This is a genomic window from Rhizobium tropici CIAT 899, from assembly GCF_000330885.1.
In the GTDB taxonomy this organism is placed as follows: domain Bacteria; phylum Pseudomonadota; class Alphaproteobacteria; order Rhizobiales; family Rhizobiaceae; genus Rhizobium; species Rhizobium tropici.
Genome location: NC_020062.1, coordinates 855,135 through 872,522, shown reverse-complemented (window position 1 = coordinate 872,522; position 17,388 = coordinate 855,135). Strand labels below are relative to the sequence as shown.

At 60.3% G+C, this 17,388-nt stretch carries 16 protein-coding genes; 2 read left to right on the top strand and 14 right to left on the bottom strand.

Features of this window, described 5'->3' with window-relative positions:
• Positions 1–19: 19 nt before the first annotated feature.
• Positions 20–862 carry an endonuclease/exonuclease/phosphatase family protein gene (locus RTCIAT899_RS26170; protein WP_015342839.1) on the top strand — a complete coding sequence of 281 codons (843 nt, stop codon included), beginning with the start codon at positions 20–22 and terminating at the stop codon, positions 860–862.
• A gap of 102 nt (positions 863–964) precedes the next feature.
• Complete coding sequence (locus RTCIAT899_RS26165) at positions 965–1,762, top strand: NAD-dependent epimerase/dehydratase family protein (RefSeq protein ID WP_015342838.1); 798 nt, start codon at positions 965–967, stop codon at positions 1,760–1,762.
• A gap of 3 nt (positions 1,763–1,765) precedes the next feature.
• On the opposite strand, the gene RTCIAT899_RS26160 is transcribed toward RTCIAT899_RS26165, so the two are convergent.
• The 14 genes from RTCIAT899_RS26160 to RTCIAT899_RS26100 all read right to left on the bottom strand — a co-directional run bounded on the left by RTCIAT899_RS26160 (position 1,766) and on the right by RTCIAT899_RS26100 (position 17,336).
• Positions 1,766–2,812: a sulfate/molybdate ABC transporter ATP-binding protein gene (locus RTCIAT899_RS26160; RefSeq protein ID WP_015342837.1), complete on the bottom strand. Its 1,047-nt coding sequence runs from the start codon at positions 2,810–2,812 to the stop codon at positions 1,766–1,768.
• An 11-nt stretch (positions 2,813–2,823) separates the two neighbouring features.
• The gene (cysW, locus tag RTCIAT899_RS26155) at positions 2,824–3,696 is read right to left on the bottom strand and encodes a sulfate ABC transporter permease subunit CysW (protein WP_015342836.1); all 873 of its coding nucleotides are present in this window, start codon (positions 3,694–3,696) and stop codon (positions 2,824–2,826) included.
• On the bottom strand, positions 3,686–4,543 hold the full coding sequence (gene cysT, locus RTCIAT899_RS26150; protein ID WP_015342835.1) for a sulfate ABC transporter permease subunit CysT: 858 nt from the start codon (positions 4,541–4,543) through the stop codon (positions 3,686–3,688). The genes cysW and cysT overlap by 11 nt, the downstream gene beginning before the upstream one ends.
• A 6-nt stretch (positions 4,544–4,549) precedes the next feature.
• Positions 4,550–5,578 carry a sulfate ABC transporter substrate-binding protein gene (locus RTCIAT899_RS26145; protein WP_015342834.1) on the bottom strand — a complete coding sequence of 343 codons (1,029 nt, stop codon included), beginning with the start codon at positions 5,576–5,578 and terminating at the stop codon, positions 4,550–4,552.
• Between the two features lie 161 nt (positions 5,579–5,739).
• Positions 5,740–6,195: a PTS sugar transporter subunit IIA gene (locus RTCIAT899_RS26140; protein WP_015342833.1), complete on the bottom strand. Its 456-nt coding sequence runs from the start codon at positions 6,193–6,195 to the stop codon at positions 5,740–5,742.
• Positions 6,196–6,294: 99 nt separating this feature from the next.
• Positions 6,295–6,987, bottom strand: coding sequence for a response regulator transcription factor (locus RTCIAT899_RS26135; protein WP_015342832.1), 693 nt, complete (start codon positions 6,985–6,987; stop codon positions 6,295–6,297).
• A complete protein-coding gene (locus RTCIAT899_RS26130) occupies positions 6,984–9,695 on the bottom strand; it encodes a sensor histidine kinase (RefSeq protein WP_015342831.1) in 2,712 nt (903 codons plus the stop codon). The genes RTCIAT899_RS26135 and RTCIAT899_RS26130 overlap by 4 nt, the downstream gene beginning before the upstream one ends.
• A gap of 59 nt (positions 9,696–9,754) precedes the next feature.
• Positions 9,755–10,360 carry a K(+)-transporting ATPase subunit C gene (locus RTCIAT899_RS26125; protein WP_015342830.1) on the bottom strand — a complete coding sequence of 202 codons (606 nt, stop codon included), beginning with the start codon at positions 10,358–10,360 and terminating at the stop codon, positions 9,755–9,757.
• A gap of 12 nt (positions 10,361–10,372) precedes the next feature.
• Complete coding sequence (gene kdpB, locus RTCIAT899_RS26120) at positions 10,373–12,460, bottom strand: potassium-transporting ATPase subunit KdpB (RefSeq protein WP_015342829.1); 2,088 nt, start codon at positions 12,458–12,460, stop codon at positions 10,373–10,375.
• A gap of 48 nt (positions 12,461–12,508) precedes the next feature.
• Positions 12,509–12,670 (bottom strand): hypothetical protein, encoded by a 162-nt coding sequence (locus RTCIAT899_RS33585; RefSeq protein ID WP_154660810.1) that lies wholly within the window; start codon positions 12,668–12,670, stop codon positions 12,509–12,511.
• 11 nt (positions 12,671–12,681) lie between these two features.
• Positions 12,682–14,385 carry a potassium-transporting ATPase subunit KdpA gene (gene kdpA, locus RTCIAT899_RS26115; protein ID WP_015342828.1) on the bottom strand — a complete coding sequence of 568 codons (1,704 nt, stop codon included), beginning with the start codon at positions 14,383–14,385 and terminating at the stop codon, positions 12,682–12,684.
• 27 nt (positions 14,386–14,412) lie between these two features.
• Entirely contained in the window at positions 14,413–14,502 is a 90-nt protein-coding gene (kdpF, locus tag RTCIAT899_RS26110) for a K(+)-transporting ATPase subunit F (RefSeq protein WP_041678183.1), read from the bottom strand.
• Positions 14,503–15,009: 507 nt separating this feature from the next.
• Complete coding sequence (locus tag RTCIAT899_RS26105; protein ID WP_015342825.1) at positions 15,010–16,020, bottom strand: zinc-dependent alcohol dehydrogenase family protein; 1,011 nt, start codon at positions 16,018–16,020, stop codon at positions 15,010–15,012.
• Between the two features lie 317 nt (positions 16,021–16,337).
• Positions 16,338–17,336 carry a Tim44 domain-containing protein gene (locus RTCIAT899_RS26100; RefSeq protein ID WP_015342824.1) on the bottom strand — a complete coding sequence of 333 codons (999 nt, stop codon included), beginning with the start codon at positions 17,334–17,336 and terminating at the stop codon, positions 16,338–16,340.
• Positions 17,337–17,388: the final 52 nt, after the last annotated feature.

Sequence of the window (17,388 nt, the reverse complement as noted above, 5' to 3'; positions counted from 1 at the left end):
AGGAACGGTCGACGGATAGATGCGAAAGAAGAAAGAAAGCCTCCGTGCGAGCATTCTGGAAAGCCTGAAGAACCGCAAGAAATCGCGCCCCAAGCCGGCTGGCGGCAAGGTGGACCGACCGGAAGGCACATTGATCGCCTCCTACAATGTCCACAAATGCGTCGGCGCCGACCGCCGCTTCGATCCGGAACGCACCAGCCGCGTCATTCATGAAATCGATGCCGATATCATCGGTCTGCAGGAAGCGGACACCCGTTTCGGGGAACGCACGGGTATCCTTGATCTGCGCCGCCTCGAGCGTGAAACAGGGCTTATTCCGGTGCCGATCACCGGCGTCACCAAGGCTCATGGCTGGCATGGCAATGTCGTGCTTTTCAAGCAGGGCACGGTTCGCGATGTCCATCAGATCAATCTGCCCGGGCTGGAGCCGCGCGGCGCACTCATTGCCGAACTGGAATTGGCGCGCGGCGGAAGCCTAAGGATCATCGCCGCGCACCTCGGCCTGCTGCATCGCTCGCGTGCGCAGCAGACGCGCCTGATCGTCGACCTCATGAATGACGGCAGCGAGATGCCGACCATCCTGCTGGGCGATCTCAATGAATGGCGGCTGGGCGATCGCTCATCGCTCAATACCTTCCAGGCCGCCTTCGGCCCGCTTCCCCCTGCCGTTCCGAGCTTTCCCTCGACGCTGCCGCTCCTGGCGCTCGATCGCATCATGGCAAATCGCCGCGGCATGATCTCCGCGGTCGAGGTGCATGATTCACCGCTGGCGCGCCTGGCGTCGGATCATCTGCCCATCAAGGCAGTCGTCAGTCTCGAAACGTTCGACAACGACGCGCAGCGACATCCACAGACAGCCTAGACTTTATCGACATGCTTCATGTTGATCCCACCGATATATGTGATGACGGGCGAAGGACCATCTTATAGGCTGCCCGCAATTGACCGATCCGGGAGACAATCCATGCTGAAGACTTTGTTGCTGACTGGCGCCGCCGGTGGCGTCGGGCAGGCGATCAGGCCGCTTCTGTCGCAAATTGCCGAGAATGTCGTTTTATCCGATCTCTCGCCGATAAGCGACTTGCGTCCGAACGAGCGTTTTGTCGCTTGCGATCTCGCCGACCGTGGCGGCGTCGAGGCAATGGTCAAGGGTGTGGACGGGATCATCCATCTCGGCGGCATTTCGGTCGAGAAGCCATTCGATCTGATCCTGCAGGGCAATATCGTCGGCCTCTACAATCTTTATGAAGCAGCGCGTGCCGCCGGCAAGCCGCGCATCGTTTTTGCAAGCTCCAATCACACGATCGGCTTCTACCGTCGCGACGAGCGGATCGACAACAAGGTGCCGACACGGCCGGATTCGCTCTATGGCGTCTCAAAAGTATTCGGCGAGGCGGTCGCAAGCCTTTACTTCGACAAGTTCGGCCAGGAAACGCTTTCGGTACGTATTGGTTCGTGCTTCCCGGAGCCGCGCAATACGCGCATGCTCGCCACCTGGTTCAGCATCAGGGATTTCGTCTCGCTGTGCGATTGCGCCTTCAACGCCCCGCGTCTCGGCCACACGATCGTCTACGGTGTCTCGGACAATGACGAGCAATGGTGGGACAACGGCAACGCAGCCTTCCTCGGCTGGAAGCCGCGCGATAGCGCAGCGCCGTGGCGGGCCGAAATTCTGTCGAGAACACCCGCTGAGGATCCGAACGATCCCGCAATCGTCTATCAGGGCGGCGGCTTCGCTTCTGCCGCTCACCCCGAGGACTGATCGTCAGACGCCGTTGCGAAAGAGCTTCCAGCGCGTCGGCCTGAAGGCGATGCGGTTGCGGTCCAATGCATCCGCCTTGTTCGGTGGCAGTTCGATTTCGATAGGATCGTGCTCGGCACCGATGTTGATCTCAAGATGGCGGGTGCCTGCCACGCGCCTGCTGGCAACGAGCAGCCCCGCGATCGCGCCGCCATCGCCGTCGCGGATCTCGATATCGTGGGGTCGGAAATAGAGATAGGCTTCGCCATCGGGCTCATGCGGCGTGCTGAGCCCCAGCGGCTTGTCATCGAACCAGATCTCACCGCTGGTGATGCGCACCTTGAGACGATTGGACTGACCGATGAAGCCATAAACGAAAGGCGAGTTCGGCGTGTCGTAGATCTCGTCCGGCGTGCCGACCTGTTCGATCGCGCCCTTATTGAGAACGACGACCCGGTCGGCGAGCTCCAGTGCTTCTTCCTGGTCATGGGTCACGAAAACGGTGGTGTGGCCGGTGCGGTCGTGAATCTCACGCAGCCATTTGCGCAGGTCCTTGCGCACCTGCGCATCGAGAGCCCCGAAGGGCTCGTCGAGAAGCAAGACATTCGGCTCCACCGCCATGGCCCGCGCCAGCGCAACACGCTGGCGCTGGCCGCCTGAAAGCTGCGTTGGATAGCGCTTCTCCAGGCCATTTAGTTGCACCAGTTCTAGCAGCTCCGTTGCACGGCGGCGGATTTCATCGCGCGGCGGGCGCCGCGATGCCGAGCGAACCTTCAGACCGAAGGAGATATTGTCGAGCACCGTCATGTGCCTGAACAGCGCATAATGCTGAAACACGAAGCCGATATTACGCTGTTGGACGGTCTTCAGCGAAGCATCCTCTTCGCCAAAGAAGATCTTGCCCTCCGTGGGCGTTTCCAAACCGGCAATCAGGCGCAGCAGCGTCGTCTTGCCAGAGCCAGACGGTCCGAGAAGCGCGATCAGTTCGCTCGAGCGGATATCCAGGGACACGTCATGCAATGCGGGAAAGCGACCGAATTCCTTACGCAGGTTTTGAACGCGAACTTCCATTAAGAATTCCTTCAGTGACGCCGGCTGGCTGCGATCTCTTCGCTATAGCGCATTTCCAGCAGCGTCTTCAGTATCAATGTAACGAGGGCAAGCAGAGCCAGGAGCGTAGCAACGGCAAAGGCCCCGGAGAAATTATATTCGTTATAGAGAATCTCGACCTGCAGCGGCATGGTGTTTGTTTCGCCGCGAATGTGGCCGGAAACCACCGAAACGGCGCCGAACTCGCCCATGGCGCGGGCATTGCAGAGCAGGACCCCGTAAAGCAGACCCCATTTGATGTTCGGCAGCGTGACATACCAGAAGGTCTGCCAGCCATTCGCCCCAAGCGAAAGTGCGGCCTCCTCGTCTGCGCTGCCCTGCTCCTGCATCAGCGGGATCAGCTCACGCGCGACGAAGGGAAAGGTGACAAACATCGTCGCCAGTACAAGGCCCGGAACCGCAAACAATATCTGTATGCCGTGGCTCTGCAGCCAGGGCCCGAGTGTGCTGTTGGAATTGAACAACAGCACGAAGACCAGACCCGATATGACCGGCGACACCGAGAAGGGCAGATCTATCAGGGTGGTGAGAAAGGCTTTGCCCTTGAATTCGAACTTGGCGATCGCCCAGGCGGCAGCAACACCGCAGACGAGGTTCAGGGGCACGCTGATGCCGGCAACGATCAGGGTCAGCCGGATCGCCGCGAAGGTCTCCTCGTCGACCAAGGCTCCGAAGAAGGTTTCGATTCCTTTCCGGAAAGCCTCGACGAAAACGGCAGCGAGCGGCAGCAGGACCATCAATGTCAGGAAGACCAACGAAATCAGCACGAAAATAATGCGTGCGATGCGGCTTTCGGTGATGACGGAATGACCCGTTTCGACTGGTGCAGAAAGATCATGCGCCATAGCCATACCTCCTTCTGCTCCAGGACTGGATGAGGTTGATGATCAAAAGCATGGTGAAGGAAATAAACAGCATCAACGTCGCAATCGCCGTCGCCGCGGAATAATTGTATTCCTCCAGGCGAATGACGATGAGCAGCGGTGCGATTTCGGAAACATAGGGCTTGTTGCCGGCGATGAAGATGACCGATCCGTATTCGCCGGCCGCGCGCGCAAACGCCAATGCAAAGCCCGTCAGCGCCGCGGGCGCAAGGCCTGGCAAGAGCACGCGGGTTATCGTCTGGAAACGCGACGCGCCGAGGGTCGCTGCCGCCTCCTCGACCTCGCGGTCGATCTCCTCCATGACGGGCTGCGCAGTGCGCACCACGAACGGTAAGCCGACGAAAATCAGCGCGATGACGATACCCACCGGGGTGAACGCGATCTTGATGCCGAGCGGCGTCAGGAACTGACCGATCCAGCCATTCGGCGCATAGAGCGTCGTCAAGGCAATCCCGGCGACTGCCGTCGGCAGGGCGAACGGCAGATCAACCATGGCATCCAGGATGCGCTTGCCCGGAAAGCGGTAACGCACCAGCACCCAAGCCAGGATAAGTCCGAGCACGGCATTGACGAGCGCAGCGATGAAGGCGCCGCCGAAGCTCATGCGCAGCGCATAGAGCGTGCGCACGTCAAGCGCGAGGGCCCAGAAATTCTGCCAGCCGAGGGCGCTGCTCTTCCACAGCAGTCCCGACAGCGGAATGAGAACGATGAAGATGAGCCAAGCCAAGGTAACGCCGAGCGCCAATCCGAATCCTGGAATGACGCTCGGCTGCCGTAACCGCCACCGCTTGCGGGTTATAGAATGCATTCAGTCTTATTGTCCCGGCTTATAGATCTGATCGAAGACGCCCCCGTCAGCGAAGAATTTCGGCTGAGCTTGAGACCATCCGCCGAAGTCGTCAATAGTTGCGAGCTTCAGGGACGGGAAACGAGCGACATCCTTCGGATCGGCTGCTTCCGGCTTGATCGGCCGGTAATAGTGCTTCGCAGCGATCTTCTGACCTTCATCCGAGTACAGGTATTTCAGGTATGCTTCCGCGACCTTGCGCGTGCCCTTCGTGTCGACATTGCCATCGACGACGGCAACCGGAGGATCGGCGCGGATCGAAACGGACGGTGTCACGATCTCGAATTTATCGGGACCGAGCTCGTCGAGCGAGAGGTAGGCTTCGTTTTCCCAGGCGAGCAGAACATCACCAAGACCACGCTGCACAAAGGTCGTCGTCGCCCCGCGCGCACCGGTGTCGAGGACCGGCACATGCTTGAGGAGCTGCCCGACGTAGTCCTGCGCCTTGGCATCATCGCCGCCATTGGCCTGCTTGGCCCAGGCCCATGCCGCCAGAATGTTCCAGCGGGCACCGCCCGATGTCTTCGGGTTCGGCGTGATGACTTCGACGCCGTCCTTCACCAGATCCCCCCAGTCCTTAATGCCCTTGGGATTGCCCTTGCGCACCAGGAAAACGATGGTGGAGGTATAGGGAACGGAATTGTTCGGGAACTTGGTCTTCCAGTCGGCGGGGATCTTGTGCGTCGCCTTGGCGATCGCATCGATATCGCCTTCAAGCGCCAGCGTCACGACATCGGCATCAAGACCGTCGATGACCGAGCGGGCCTGCGCGCCGGAACCGCCATGCGAAGCCTTGATATTGATGGTTTCACCCGTGTCCTTCTTCCAGTTGGCAGCAAAGGCCGTGTTGAAATCCTTATAGAGTTCACGGGTCGGATCGTAGGAAACATTGAGAAGCGTCTTGTCCGCCGCCCAGGTCGGTGCGACGGCCGCGATCGAGAAACTGCCGATCAGAACAGCTGTGGCGAGAAGCCGTGAAAGCTTTATCGTCTGCATGAATACACCCCCTTCGTTTGTCCTTAAACCCTACCAACTTGGTCGTATAAAGTAACGAAGACAGTTCCCGTTTTCGGCAACCGTGGAGAACAGCATCCCATAGAATCCAGAAAAGTGAAATCACATTCCTGAATGACATCAGACGCGCAACGAGTGCGTCGTCAGCAAATTGTGTCGGACATGAAGACGGAATAGAGTTCATCAGCGCTCTTTGTCTGCCGCATCGCCGTCAGAACGCCTTCCGTGCGCAAACGCCTCGCGATCGCGGCAAGCACGTTCAGATAGTCGCTCCGACCGCCCTCTCCGAACAACAGCACGAAAGCCCATTCCGTCGGCACGTCGTCGATGGCATCGAAATCGACGGGATGTGTAAAATGCACCATCAGTCCCCGAGGCCTCGTCATGGCAGCGATGGCGGCATGCGGAACCGCAACGCCATTGCCGATCCCCGTCGTGCCCAATTTTTCGCGCGTCTCCAGCGCCCGCAGGACCACTGCCTCGTCCAGACCAAAGCAATGGGCTGCCTTCGACGACAGCATCTGCAATGCGCGCCATTTCGTCGGAGTGGAGACGCCGACAAAGACGTGTTCCGGAAGAATGATCGTGGAAAGGTCCATAGTCGCACTCAAGGTCCGGCAATAAATTCTGAAATGGTATTCATCGCCACAAATCCGAGGCCAAATCGCCTCGATAACGGGCTCGAAATCTGCGCCGCCTCAATCAGGCTCACGCAGCCGATAGCCAACGCCAGTCTCGGTGGTGATATAGCGTGGCTGATCCGGGATTTCTTCGATCTTCTGCCGGAGCTGGCGCACATAGACGCGCAGATACTGCACATCGGCCGCCGGCCCCCAGATCTGCTTCAGCAAAAACTGATGCGTCAGGACCTTGCCGGCATGCTGGGCAAGCACCCGCAGGATGTCGTACTCCTTCGGCGACAGCTTGATCTCCCTGCCATCGACCTTGACGATGCGCTTGACGAGATCAATGGAAAGGCCGCCGGTCTGGAAAATCGCCTTTTCGCCCTGCTGCTGCAGGCGATGTCGCAGCGCTACGCGGATGCGGGCGGCAAGCTCGTTGACGCCGAAAGGCTTGGTCACATAATCATCGGCGCCGCTCTCCAGCGCCTTGACGATACCAGCTTCATCGGTGCGGCTCGACAGAATGACCACCGGGATCTGCACCCCATCCTCACGCCATTCCAAAAGCAGGTCCTGGCCGGATTTGTCGGGCAAGCCGAGATCCAGCACGATCAGATCGGGTTGATCCTCGGCGACCGATACCCGAGCCGATGCGGCGCTCTGCGCCTCGTTGACGACGTAGCCCTGGGCGCCAAGACCGACGCGCAGCAATTTGCGGATCGGCGGTTCATCATCGACAACGAGAATCTTGACAGCGGTAGTGTTCATTTCAATTCATCCAACTTCAGGACATCTGTTGGTTTCGGCAGACGGATGGTGAAGCCCGCTCCCTGCCGATCCGTTCTGTTACCGGCGGCAATCGTGCCACCCATCGCCTCGATGAAACCGCGGCAGATGGACAGGCCAAGACCGGTTCCCGCGCGCACCTGATCGCCCTTGCGTACGCGGTAGAATATATCGAAGACGCGCTCGAGGTCGGTGGGCGGAATACCCGGTCCCTCGTCCATCACGCGGAAGACGATGTTGTCGATATCGGACCAGGCCTCCAGCCGAATGGCCGATCCCTCCGGCGCATATTTGGCGGCATTGTCGAGCAGATTGAACAGCACCTGCTCGAACAGGACCGGGTCGACCTTCACCATCGGCAGATCGACGGGCATCTTCACGTCAACACGGTGTTGCGCCAGGATTTTTTCCGCCCGCCGCAGCGCGCTGCCGACAATGTCGCCGGCATAATGCAAGGCATAATTCGGCTCCATCGCACCGGACTCGATCTTGGTCATATCGAGAAGATTGGCGATGAAGCGGTTGAGGCGCTCGGATTCGTCGATGACGGTCGACAGGAGATCCACCCGGTCCTCGTTCGGCAGCGTCTCCAGATAATCGCGCAAGGTTCCGGCCGCACCAAGGATGGCAGCAAGCGGCGTCTTCAGATCATGCGAAATCGAGGTCAGCAGCGCCGAGCGCAGCCGGTCCGCCTCGACGGCAAGCTTCGCCCGGTCGACATCGGCAACCAGTTGTACGCGCTCGATGGCAAGAGCCGCCTGATCGGCGAGTGCATCGAGCAGCCGCTGTTGCTCCGGCGTCAAGAGCGGGCCGTCGCGCCGGTCGCTATCGAGGCCGATGACGCCCACGGCAGCGCGGCCGGTGCGCAGGGGGACGTAAAGACGTTTGGCACCCGGCAAGGTATCGGCGCCGCGGCCGGCGGCGTGATTGTGCTCCCATGCCCAGCGCGCCGCCGCAATATCGGCATCGTCAAGCGTATCGTCAGGCGGATAGCCCGCCTTGACGGCAATCGTGCCAAGTTCGGGAAGGAGCAGCACGACCCGCAGTTTCAGCATCGACGCCAATTGAAAGGCGGTTGCCCAGAGAACATCGTCCAGCGTACCCGTGCCGGCAAGCTTCTTGGAGAAAAGATAAAGGTCTTCGGTGGTTCGCGCCCGTTGCCGCGCCGCCGCCGCCTGGCGCTGCACCGTTGCCGTCAGGTTACTCGCGATCACCGCGACACCGAGGAAGAAAAAGAAGGCAAGCACGCTTTCCGGATCGCTGATCGTCAGTGTGTAGCGCGGCGGCAGGAAGAAGAAGTTGAAGGCAAGAGCGCCGAGAAAACAGGAATAGAGCGCCGGGCGCAGGCCCTGCGTTACCGCGCTGGCCAGAACCGCCATCAGAAAGACGAGCGCCAGGTTGCGTACGTCCAGCACCTGATCGAGAATGACGCAGAAACCGAGCGCGATGGCGACATAGAGCGTTGCCAGGACATAACCACGGAGCTGGAAAGGCGGCGGCGAAGGCGCCACTTTGACACCCCGCCTTGCAGCCTCGCCATCCGCTTCGCTGCCGGAAATGACATGGACGCTGATGTCCCCGGCCCTGCGGATGAGATCGTAGGACACAGAACGCCGCGACCAATCGCGCCAGGAGCCGATTTTTGGCGAACCGATGACGATGTGGGTGACATTGTTGCTCGCCGAATGGCGAAGCAATTCCTCCGCCACCTCGCGGCCCGGAAGCGTGATAGCTTCACCGCCGAGCTGCTCGGCGAGCCTGAGCGTCGCGGCAATCGTGTCGCGCTGCGCCTCGCTCAAGCTGATCGAGCGGTTGGTTTCGACATAGACGGCCGCCCAGGGAGCCCGCAGGCGCGCAGCCATGCGGGCGGCGTAGCGGACCAACGACGCCGAGCGCGGGTGATGATCGATGGAAACGAGCACACGCTCGCCGGCAGCCCACGGCCCCTGGATCGCGTGCGCCTGCATATGGGTCAGGAGCTGGTCGTCGACGCGCTGGGCGGTGCGCCGCAGCGCCAGTTCGCGGAGTGCCGTCAGGTTGCCGGGCGTGAAATAATTAGTCAGCGCCCGCTCAGCCGTCTTTGAGACATAGACCTTGCCGTCATGTAGCCGCTTAATGAGATCATCAGGCGTCAGATCGATGATTTCGACATCGTCGGCGAGATCGATGATCGAATCCGGCACCGTCTCGCGCACCCGGATGCGGGTAATCTGCGAGACGACGTCATTCAGGCTTTCAACATGCTGGATATTAAGCGTCGTATAGACGTCGATCCCACGGTCGAGAAGCTCCTTCACATCGAGATAGCGTTTGGGATGCCGGCTGCCATAAGCATTGGTATGGGCAAGTTCGTCGACAAGCACCAGGTCGGGGCGGCGCTTCAGGATGGCATCGAGATCCATTTCCTCAAGCGCCCTGCCCTTGTAATCGACATTGACGCGCGGAACGATCTCGAATCCTTCAAGCAGGGCCTGTGTCTCGCGGCGGCCATGGGTCTCGACCACGCCGATCACAACATCGACGCCGTCGGCGATCTTCGCCCTGCCTGACATCAGCATCTCATAGGTCTTACCGACGCCTGGTGCCGCTCCCAGGAATATCTTCAGCCGTCCGCGTGTTTCTGCCCGCGCCTTTTCGAGAAGCGCATCGGGAGAAGGCCTGCTCAGCATATCGCGGCTGTCGTCTGCCATTCACGGATCGTCTTTCCAGTTAAGGTCGGGACGGCGTTAACCGTCTCAACCTCTTCAACTTATTGAGTCATAGAAGCATCAAGCGCCTGGTTCAATGCCAGCACATTGACCACTGGCTCGCCGAGAACGCCGAGTTCTCGAGGCTCGATGGCAGCGTCGACGAGCGACTTGACCTTGGCCTCATCCATGTTTCGTGCTTTGGCAACGCGCGGGATCTGGAAATAGGCATCTTGAGGCGAGATGTCCGGATCGAGACCGCTGCCCGATGTCGTGACCAGATCGATCGGAACCGGCGTATTGGGATTCTGGGCCTGCAGCGTTGCGGCATCGCCCTTGATACGTGTCATCAGAGCCGAATTGGTCGGACCGAGATTGGAGCCGCCGGAATTGGCGGCATTATAGGGTGCGGAGACCGATTTGGTCGGGTCATTCGGATCGGCACCGGTCGTGGCCGAGGGACGACCGTGGAAATATTTATCCGCCGTAAAATTCTGGCCGATAAGGCTGGAGCCGATCACCTTGCCGTCCTTCTCCACCAGGCTGCCATTGGCCTGATGGGGAAAGAGCGCCTGGGCGACACCGGTCATGGCAAGCGGATAGGCAAGGCCAGTCAGAACGGTCGTAGCGACGATCATGACGATCGCGGGTCTGATTTGTTTCAACATGAGAGAAACTCCTTAGGCGAGGCCGATGGCAGTGATCGCCATGTCGATGGCCTTGATGCCGATGAAGGGAACGATGATGCCGCCGAGGCCGTAGATCAGCAGGTTGCGGCTGAGCAGCGCGCCGGCGCCGATCGGCCGGTAGCGGACACCCTTCAATGACAGCGGGATCAGCGCGACGATGATGAGCGCGTTAAAGATGATAGCCGAGAGGATGGCGCTCTGCGGCGTTGCCAGCCCCATGACATTAAGCATCTTCAGCTGCGGATAGAAGGCGATGAACATCGCCGGGATGATGGCGAAGTACTTCGCGATATCGTTGGCGATGGAGAAGGTGGTCAACGCACCGCGGGTCATCAGCAGCTGCTTGCCAATCTCGACGATCTCGATGAGCTTCGTCGGGTCACTGTCGAGATCGACCATGTTGCCGGCTTCGCGGGCGGCGACCGTGCCGGTGTTCATGGCCACGCCGACATCGGCCTGGGCGAGTGCGGGCGCGTCGTTCGTGCCGTCGCCGCACATGGCGACCAGCTTGCCCTGTGCCTGCTCCTGACGCATCAGTGCCAGCTTCATCTCAGGCGTTGCCTGAGCGAGGAAGTCGTCGACACCGGCTTCGGCGGCAATCGCGGCGGCCGTCAGCGGATTATCGCCGGTGATCATGACCGTGCGGATGCCCATGCGGCGCAGTTCCGCAAAACGCTCGCGAATACCGCCCTTGACGATATCCTTGAGATGGATAACCCCGAGAAGACGACCGTCACGTGCAACGGCGAGCGGCGTACCGCCGGCCTTGGCGATCTCATCGGCGATCACCTGTAGCTCGCGCAGCGTTTCGCTGGATGTGCGCGAGATAACGGCTGTACCTTCCGTCGCACCATTGGCTGCACCTTCGACATAGGCGACGACAGCATCGACCGCGCCCTTGCGGATCGAGGAGCCATCGAGATCGACGCCACTCATGCGGGTCTGAGCGGTAAAAGGAACGAAGGTCGCCTTCAGGCTGGTCATGTCTCGGCCACGGATCGCATATTTCTCCTTGGCGAGCACGACGATCGAGCGTCCCTCCGGCGTCTCGTCGGCCAGCGAGGCAAGCTGCGCGGCATCGGCGAGATCGTGCTCGCTGATACCCCGGACCGGGCGGAAGGCGGTTGCCTGACGGTTGCCGAGCGTGATCGTGCCGGTCTTATCGAGGAGCAGCGTGTCGACATCGCCGGCGGCTTCGACGGCACGACCAGACATGGCAAGCACGTTGAAGCGCACCAGGCGGTCCATACCGGCAATACCGATCGCCGAAAGCAACGCGCCGATGGTGGTCGGGATCAGCGTCACGAAGAGTGCAACGAGCACGACCGTCTGGATTGAACCGCCGGCATAGGCGGCAAAGCTCGGGATAGTGACGGTTGCAAGCACGAAGATCAGCGTCATGCCGGCCAGCAGGATATTGAGCGCGATTTCGTTCGGCGTCTTCTGCCGTTCGGCACCTTCGACCAGCGCGATCATACGGTCGATGAAGGTCGAGCCTGCAGCGGCCGTGATGCGCACGCGGATCTCATCCGAGAGAACCTGCGTACCGCCGGTCACAGCCGAGCGGTCGCCGCCCGATTCACGGATGACGGGCGCGGATTCACCGGTGATCGCAGCCTCATTGACGGAGGCGACGCCTTCGATGACTTCGCCGTCCGACGGGATGATATCGCCGGCTTCCACCAGAACGACGTCACCGACCTTCAGGCTGGTGCCAGGCACCATCTTGTAATCCGTGCGGCTGTTACCGGCGAGCAGCTTCGCCTGGGTTTCCGTGCGCGACTTGCGCAGCGAATCCGCCTGCGCCTTGCCGCGCCCCTCGGCAACGGCTTCGGCGAAATTGGCAAATAGCACGGTGAACCACAGCCAGATATTGATCTGCAGCGAAAAGCCGAGATTGCCGCCGCCGGTGACGAGGTCGCGCAGGAAGAGGACGGTCGTCAGCATCGAAACGACGGCGACCACGAACATGACGGGGTTCTTGGCGAGCGTGCGCGGGTTCAACTTCTTGAACGAAGCGCCGATGGCCGGAACGAGAATGCGAGAATCCAGAATACTCGCTGATTTTAACTGGCTCATAAGAGGCTCCAGCGTGAAGAGGAAAACGTCAGATCGGAACGCAGCCGATCAGCCGATCAAAAATCCGAAGACGACAAGGCCGAGGAACAGGGCAACCATCGCCAGCAAAATGGCGTCGGAAGCGCAGGTTATTCCGGCCGGGCCAGGCCCCCTGTCGAAGGGGCGTGGGTCGATAGCTTTTCTAAGCCTGGCCAAAAGCAGGTGGCTCATGACAGTGATCCCTAGAAGGTCTGGCCTGCGATCATCGCGAGATGTTCGACGATCGGTCCGAGCGCCAGTGCCGGGAAGAAGGTCAGGCCACCGACAATCAGGATCGTACCAACCAGCAAACCGACGAAGAGCGGGCCATCCGTTGGGAACGTGCCGGCCGAGGCAGGAACCGTCTTCTTGCTGATCAGGGAACCGGCAATCGCAAGGGCCGGAACGATGACCAGGAAGCGGCCGATCAGCATGACGATACCGAGCGTGGTGTTGTACCAGGGGGTGTTGGCCGACAGACCGGCAAAGGCCGAGCCGTTATTCGCTGCCGCAGAGCTGTAGGCATAGAGGATTTCAGAGAACCCATGCGGGCCGGAATTGCCGATAGCGGCGACTGCTGACGGTAATACCGCGGAGATTGCGGTAAAGATCAGCATCCCGAAGGGGAGGCAAAGTACGGCGAGCATCGCCATCTTCACTTCCTTCGCTTCGATCTTCTTGCCGAGATATTCCGGCGTGCGCCCAACCATCAGGCCGGCGACGAAGATCGCAATGATGACGAACATCAGGATGCCGTAGAAGCCGGCGCCGACGCCGCCGACGATGACTTCGCCGAGCTGCAGGTTGATGAGCGGGATCATGCCGCCGATAGCCGTAAAGCTGCCCAACATGCCATTGACCGCGCCGCAGGATGCCGCCGTGGTAATGACTGCGAACAGCGAGGATGCGGCAAGCCCGAAGCGCACTTCCTTGCCTTCCATATTGCCGCCCTGGATACCGAGCGCATGAACAAGCGGATTACCGGCTGCTTCGGCCCAGTAGGTGACGATGACGCCAGCGATGAAGAGCGTTCCCATTGCTGCCAGGATCGCCCAGCCCTGACGCTGGCTGCCGACCATGCGGCCGAAGACGTTCGTCAGCGCAGCACCGATGGCGAAGATCGCCAGCATCTGGATGAAGTTGGAGATGGCATCGGGGTTTTCGAAGGGATGCGCCGAGTTGGCGTTGAAGAAGCCGCCGCCATTCGTGCCAAGCATCTTGATGGCGAGCTGCGAAGCGACGGGACCAACGGCAATCGTCTGCTTGGCGCCTTCGAGCGTCGTGGCATCGACATAGGGACCGAGCGTCTGCGGCACGCCGAGATAGACGAAAGCAATTGTCAGCAAGATGCAGATCGGCAAGAGGACATAGAGCGTCGCGCGGACCATATCGACCCAGAAGTTGCCGATCGCCTTGCCCGAGGCACGTGCGAAAGCACGGATCAGCGCAATGGCTATGGCGATGCCGGTTGCCGCGGAAACGAAGTTCTGGACTGTCAGGCCGGCCATCTGCACGAGGTAGGACATCGTGCTTTCGCCGCCGTAGTTCTGCCAATTGGTATTGGTGACGAAGCTGGTTGCCGTGTTGAAGGACAGTTCCGGGCCAACTGCGGTCATGCCGGCCGGATTGTACGGCAGGCTGCCTTGCAGGCGCTGCAGCGCATAAAGAACGAGAAAGCCGGCGAGGCTGAACAACAGCATGGAAACCGAATAGGCTGTCCAGTGCTGCTCTTCGCGCTCATCCGTGCCGGCCAAACGATAAAGCCCCCGTTCCACAGGACGGAGGACGAAGGAGAGGAAGGTGCGCTCGCCGGTGAAGACACGTGTCATGTAACCGCCGAGCGGTTTGACGAGCAGGAGAAGGATCCCGATGTAAATGAGGATCTGAAGCCATCCGTTGAAGGTCATGGAGGTAACTTTCCCTATGAAGCGCTATTAGAAGCGCTCGGGGCGAATGAGAGCGTAGACCAGGTAGACGGTGAGAAAGATCGTCACGCCGCCACCGAGAATGTAATCGAGAAGCATTGCCGTCTCTCCGACTAGAGGCTGTCGCAGGCCTTGGTGTAAGCGACGCAAAGGAGGAAGAATAAAACGCCGATCCCGACAAGAAGAATGTCCATCATCGATCGCGATTCCTTGATTGTTATTGTTGAATGCAGAAACGATGGAGAGCGCCCTTTACTCAGGCGCCTCTTTTTTCCTGCCGACCAGAAAGATCACTTGGGGTGCATCTTCCGAATGTAATATGCGACCGAACCGCATTAAGGTTCGAGACGGCGGAAAAGCGGAAGATATAAAAATCTTATAAATGCCAGTGCGGTTGATGATGGGCTACGAGCACGTTGATGCGCTTATCGAAGCGCCCGCCTGCGTTGCCGAACTCGTTCGAAGAGTCAGGCCGTCCGCCGATTGGAAACCCTTATCGAAGCAGCCACACCGATGGCGACCGCGCCACGATATCTCGTCAAAGTGTCTGTTACCTTGATCGAGCGCGAGTCCACCGGTCCCGTTCGCACATGGATGTGAGCGCGCTCAGGGCCGGACTATGACCTTGATTTCGCCGGCCAGCGGCGCGCTGCCAACCACACCTGCGACGTCTTCAAGGCCGATCGTCTTCGTAACAAGCGAATCCAGCTCCAGAATCCCGCCTGCCACCATGGCGGCGGCGCGAGCGTGGGTAAAGGGATTGAGATAGGCCGGCCTGATCTCGACCTCATTGACGAGCAGATCGAATGGCAGAACGGGCACTTCGAGGCCTGCTGGCGTTACACCGAAGAGCACGAAAGCACCGCCGCGCCGCGCCATCCGAACGCCGCTCTGAAGCGTTTCGGGAACGCCGGCACATTCTATGACGACGTCAACGCCGCCATGGGTCGCGTCCTTGACGGCGGCAACCGCATCGATCGCCGTCGGGTCGAGGGCCAGCGTCGCTCCCAGGCGCAACGCCGCCTCGCGCCGCGACAGCTGTCTCGTGACAAGGATGATCTGGTCTGCGCCGGCCAAACGGGCCAGTTGGACCATGAGCAGGCCGATCACGCCGCCGCCCAATATGGCAACGCTATCGCCCGGACGGATTTGTGCCTTGTCGATGGCATGGATGCAGCAGGCCAGCGGCTCGCAGAAGGCGCCATGGACGGGATCGAGATCCGGAGGCAGCGTGAAAGCCTGGCTGCAGGGAACCGCAACATAGTCGGCAAAGCCGCCATCCCGCGTCACGCCGATAGCCGTGAGGTTGGCGCAGAGATTCGGCCGCCCACGCCGGCAGGCAGGGCAGGTACCGCAGGCAATATTCGGATCGACCGTGACGAGTTCTCCGCCTACAAATGACGAAACACCCTCACCCACCTCTTCCACGAGGCCGCAGAACTCGTGACCCAGGGTCACCGGGATCGCCGTCGGATATTCGCCCTTGTACATGTGCCGGTCGGACCCACAGATGCCGGCGGCAAGAACCCGGACGATGATCTCTCCCGGCCCGGCGCTCGGCTTCTCGACCATACGCATGGTCATATCGCCGATCGCTTCCAAACGGACTGCCCTCATTCGCCTCCTCCAAGCATAAGGTTTGATTCTTGCGCTACTGCGCTGCTCCCATCCGCACTATAGCACTCAATGGTGCGCGTAGCCGCTCCATAGTCGGTGCGCTAGACGCTCGAGCAGCACCAAAGCACTCTCCTGAAAGTCTTCTAACATTGGCGCTGGAACGTTTTGAAAAAACGAATGGCCTTCGGACAGCGCCGCGACCGAAATAAGGCTTAAATAAAAGCCGAGCCCGCCTTGGGAGCATTCATGCCTGCGCAGGATCAGCCGATTGCCCCGGCTTCCGCTCGGGGCAATCTCCAGCTGGAGTCAGTTCAAGATCAATGCTGGCCAGTTCCCTGGATCGCCGAAAGCTTCCAGTCCGAACCCGGCTTGCGCACGAAGGTCCAGAGTTCCGTCGTCTCGGAAGGAATGCGGTCGTCGCCATCCACAAGCTTTCCGGTCGTGCGATCGACCATCGCGTCGATGCTCGAGTAGCGCATTGCAAGCGTTGCGTATTCAGTGTCTTCCTCACGCCAAGCCTCGGCGATATCACCCTGCAACAGGCGCACATCGGAAACGCTGTTACGCACGCCATTGGTAGCGTTCTCACCGAGCTCCTCGGCCAGATAAGACATCGCCTCCGGCGTGGTCAGCCGACGTATCGCCGCATAATCCTCCGTGCCATAGGCTGTTTGGATTTCGGTGAGAAGGTGCTCGAAACGATCGAGATCAGCCTGCTGCAGCCCGATTTCGTCATTGGCTTGGCGCATCTTTTGGGCGGCCGCTGCTCCGCCGCCGATAGACGGGATGGAGAAGGAAGGACGCGGCGATGCGCTGGCATTGTTCATCGGGTTCATATTGTAGGACGACCCAGATCCGGGTGCCGCATATTGCGTGCGCTGCCGGTTTGCGAAGAAGCGCATCGCAAAGCTGATGAGCAGCACGATCAGACCGATCTGCAGCAGCATTCCGAGGAAGCCGATGCCACCGCCGAAACCATGGCCGAGCAGCATGCCGAGAAGGCCACCGGCGATCAGGCCGCCGATCATCGACCCGCCGAATCCACCGAAAAGGCCAGGACGCTGGGGCGCGCCAAGCGGCGGCTGGGTCGTCGTCTGCTGCGGCGGCCGCTGCGTCATCGTCCGGTCAATGGGTGCGGCCTGCGTGGGCGCTGTCCTCGTAATGGCCGGGGTATCGAAGGTGCGCGTTCCACGGCTTCCGAAGCCGCTGGATCCGGCCCGGCGCGCATCGGCGGCATCAAAGGTCGCCACGGACGACGCGGCGGCGAGGACGACGATAGCTGCGATCTTGGCAAAGCGCGGCACTGCACTGAACATTGGCTCTCCTGTCATAGGGCAGAAAGACGAATTTGCCCTAATATGGGGATGC

Excerpts from the sequence above, each read along its gene's own strand:
- RTCIAT899_RS26100 (WP_015342824.1), bottom strand. The coding sequence starts at position 17,336 with ATGTTCAGTGCAGTGCCGCGCTTTGCCAAGATCGCAGCTATCGTCGTC.
- RTCIAT899_RS26160 (WP_015342837.1), bottom strand. The coding sequence starts at position 2,812 with ATGGAAGTTCGCGTTCAAAACCTGCGTAAGGAATTCGGTCGCTTTCCC.
- RTCIAT899_RS26165 (WP_015342838.1), top strand. The coding sequence starts at position 965 with ATGCTGAAGACTTTGTTGCTGACTGGCGCCGCCGGTGGCGTCGGGCAG.
- RTCIAT899_RS33585 (WP_154660810.1), bottom strand. The coding sequence starts at position 12,670 with ATGAGCCACCTGCTTTTGGCCAGGCTTAGAAAAGCTATCGACCCACGC.
- RTCIAT899_RS26140 (WP_015342833.1), bottom strand. The coding sequence starts at position 6,195 with ATGGACCTTTCCACGATCATTCTTCCGGAACACGTCTTTGTCGGCGTC.
- RTCIAT899_RS26145 (WP_015342834.1), bottom strand. The coding sequence starts at position 5,578 with ATGCAGACGATAAAGCTTTCACGGCTTCTCGCCACAGCTGTTCTGATC.
- cysW (WP_015342836.1), bottom strand. The coding sequence starts at position 3,696 with ATGGCGCATGATCTTTCTGCACCAGTCGAAACGGGTCATTCCGTCATC.
- cysT (WP_015342835.1), bottom strand. The coding sequence starts at position 4,543 with ATGCATTCTATAACCCGCAAGCGGTGGCGGTTACGGCAGCCGAGCGTC.
- RTCIAT899_RS26135 (WP_015342832.1), bottom strand. The coding sequence starts at position 6,987 with ATGAACACTACCGCTGTCAAGATTCTCGTTGTCGATGATGAACCGCCG.
- kdpA (WP_015342828.1), bottom strand. The coding sequence starts at position 14,385 with ATGACCTTCAACGGATGGCTTCAGATCCTCATTTACATCGGGATCCTT.
- RTCIAT899_RS26105 (WP_015342825.1), bottom strand. The coding sequence starts at position 16,020 with ATGAGGGCAGTCCGTTTGGAAGCGATCGGCGATATGACCATGCGTATG.
- RTCIAT899_RS26130 (WP_015342831.1), bottom strand. The coding sequence starts at position 9,695 with ATGGCAGACGACAGCCGCGATATGCTGAGCAGGCCTTCTCCCGATGCG.
- RTCIAT899_RS26125 (WP_015342830.1), bottom strand. The coding sequence starts at position 10,360 with ATGTTGAAACAAATCAGACCCGCGATCGTCATGATCGTCGCTACGACC.
- kdpB (WP_015342829.1), bottom strand. The coding sequence starts at position 12,460 with ATGAGCCAGTTAAAATCAGCGAGTATTCTGGATTCTCGCATTCTCGTT.
- RTCIAT899_RS26170 (WP_015342839.1), top strand. The coding sequence starts at position 20 with ATGCGAAAGAAGAAAGAAAGCCTCCGTGCGAGCATTCTGGAAAGCCTG.
- kdpF (WP_041678183.1), bottom strand. The coding sequence starts at position 14,502 with ATGCTTCTCGATTACATTCTCGGTGGCGGCGTGACGATCTTTCTCACC.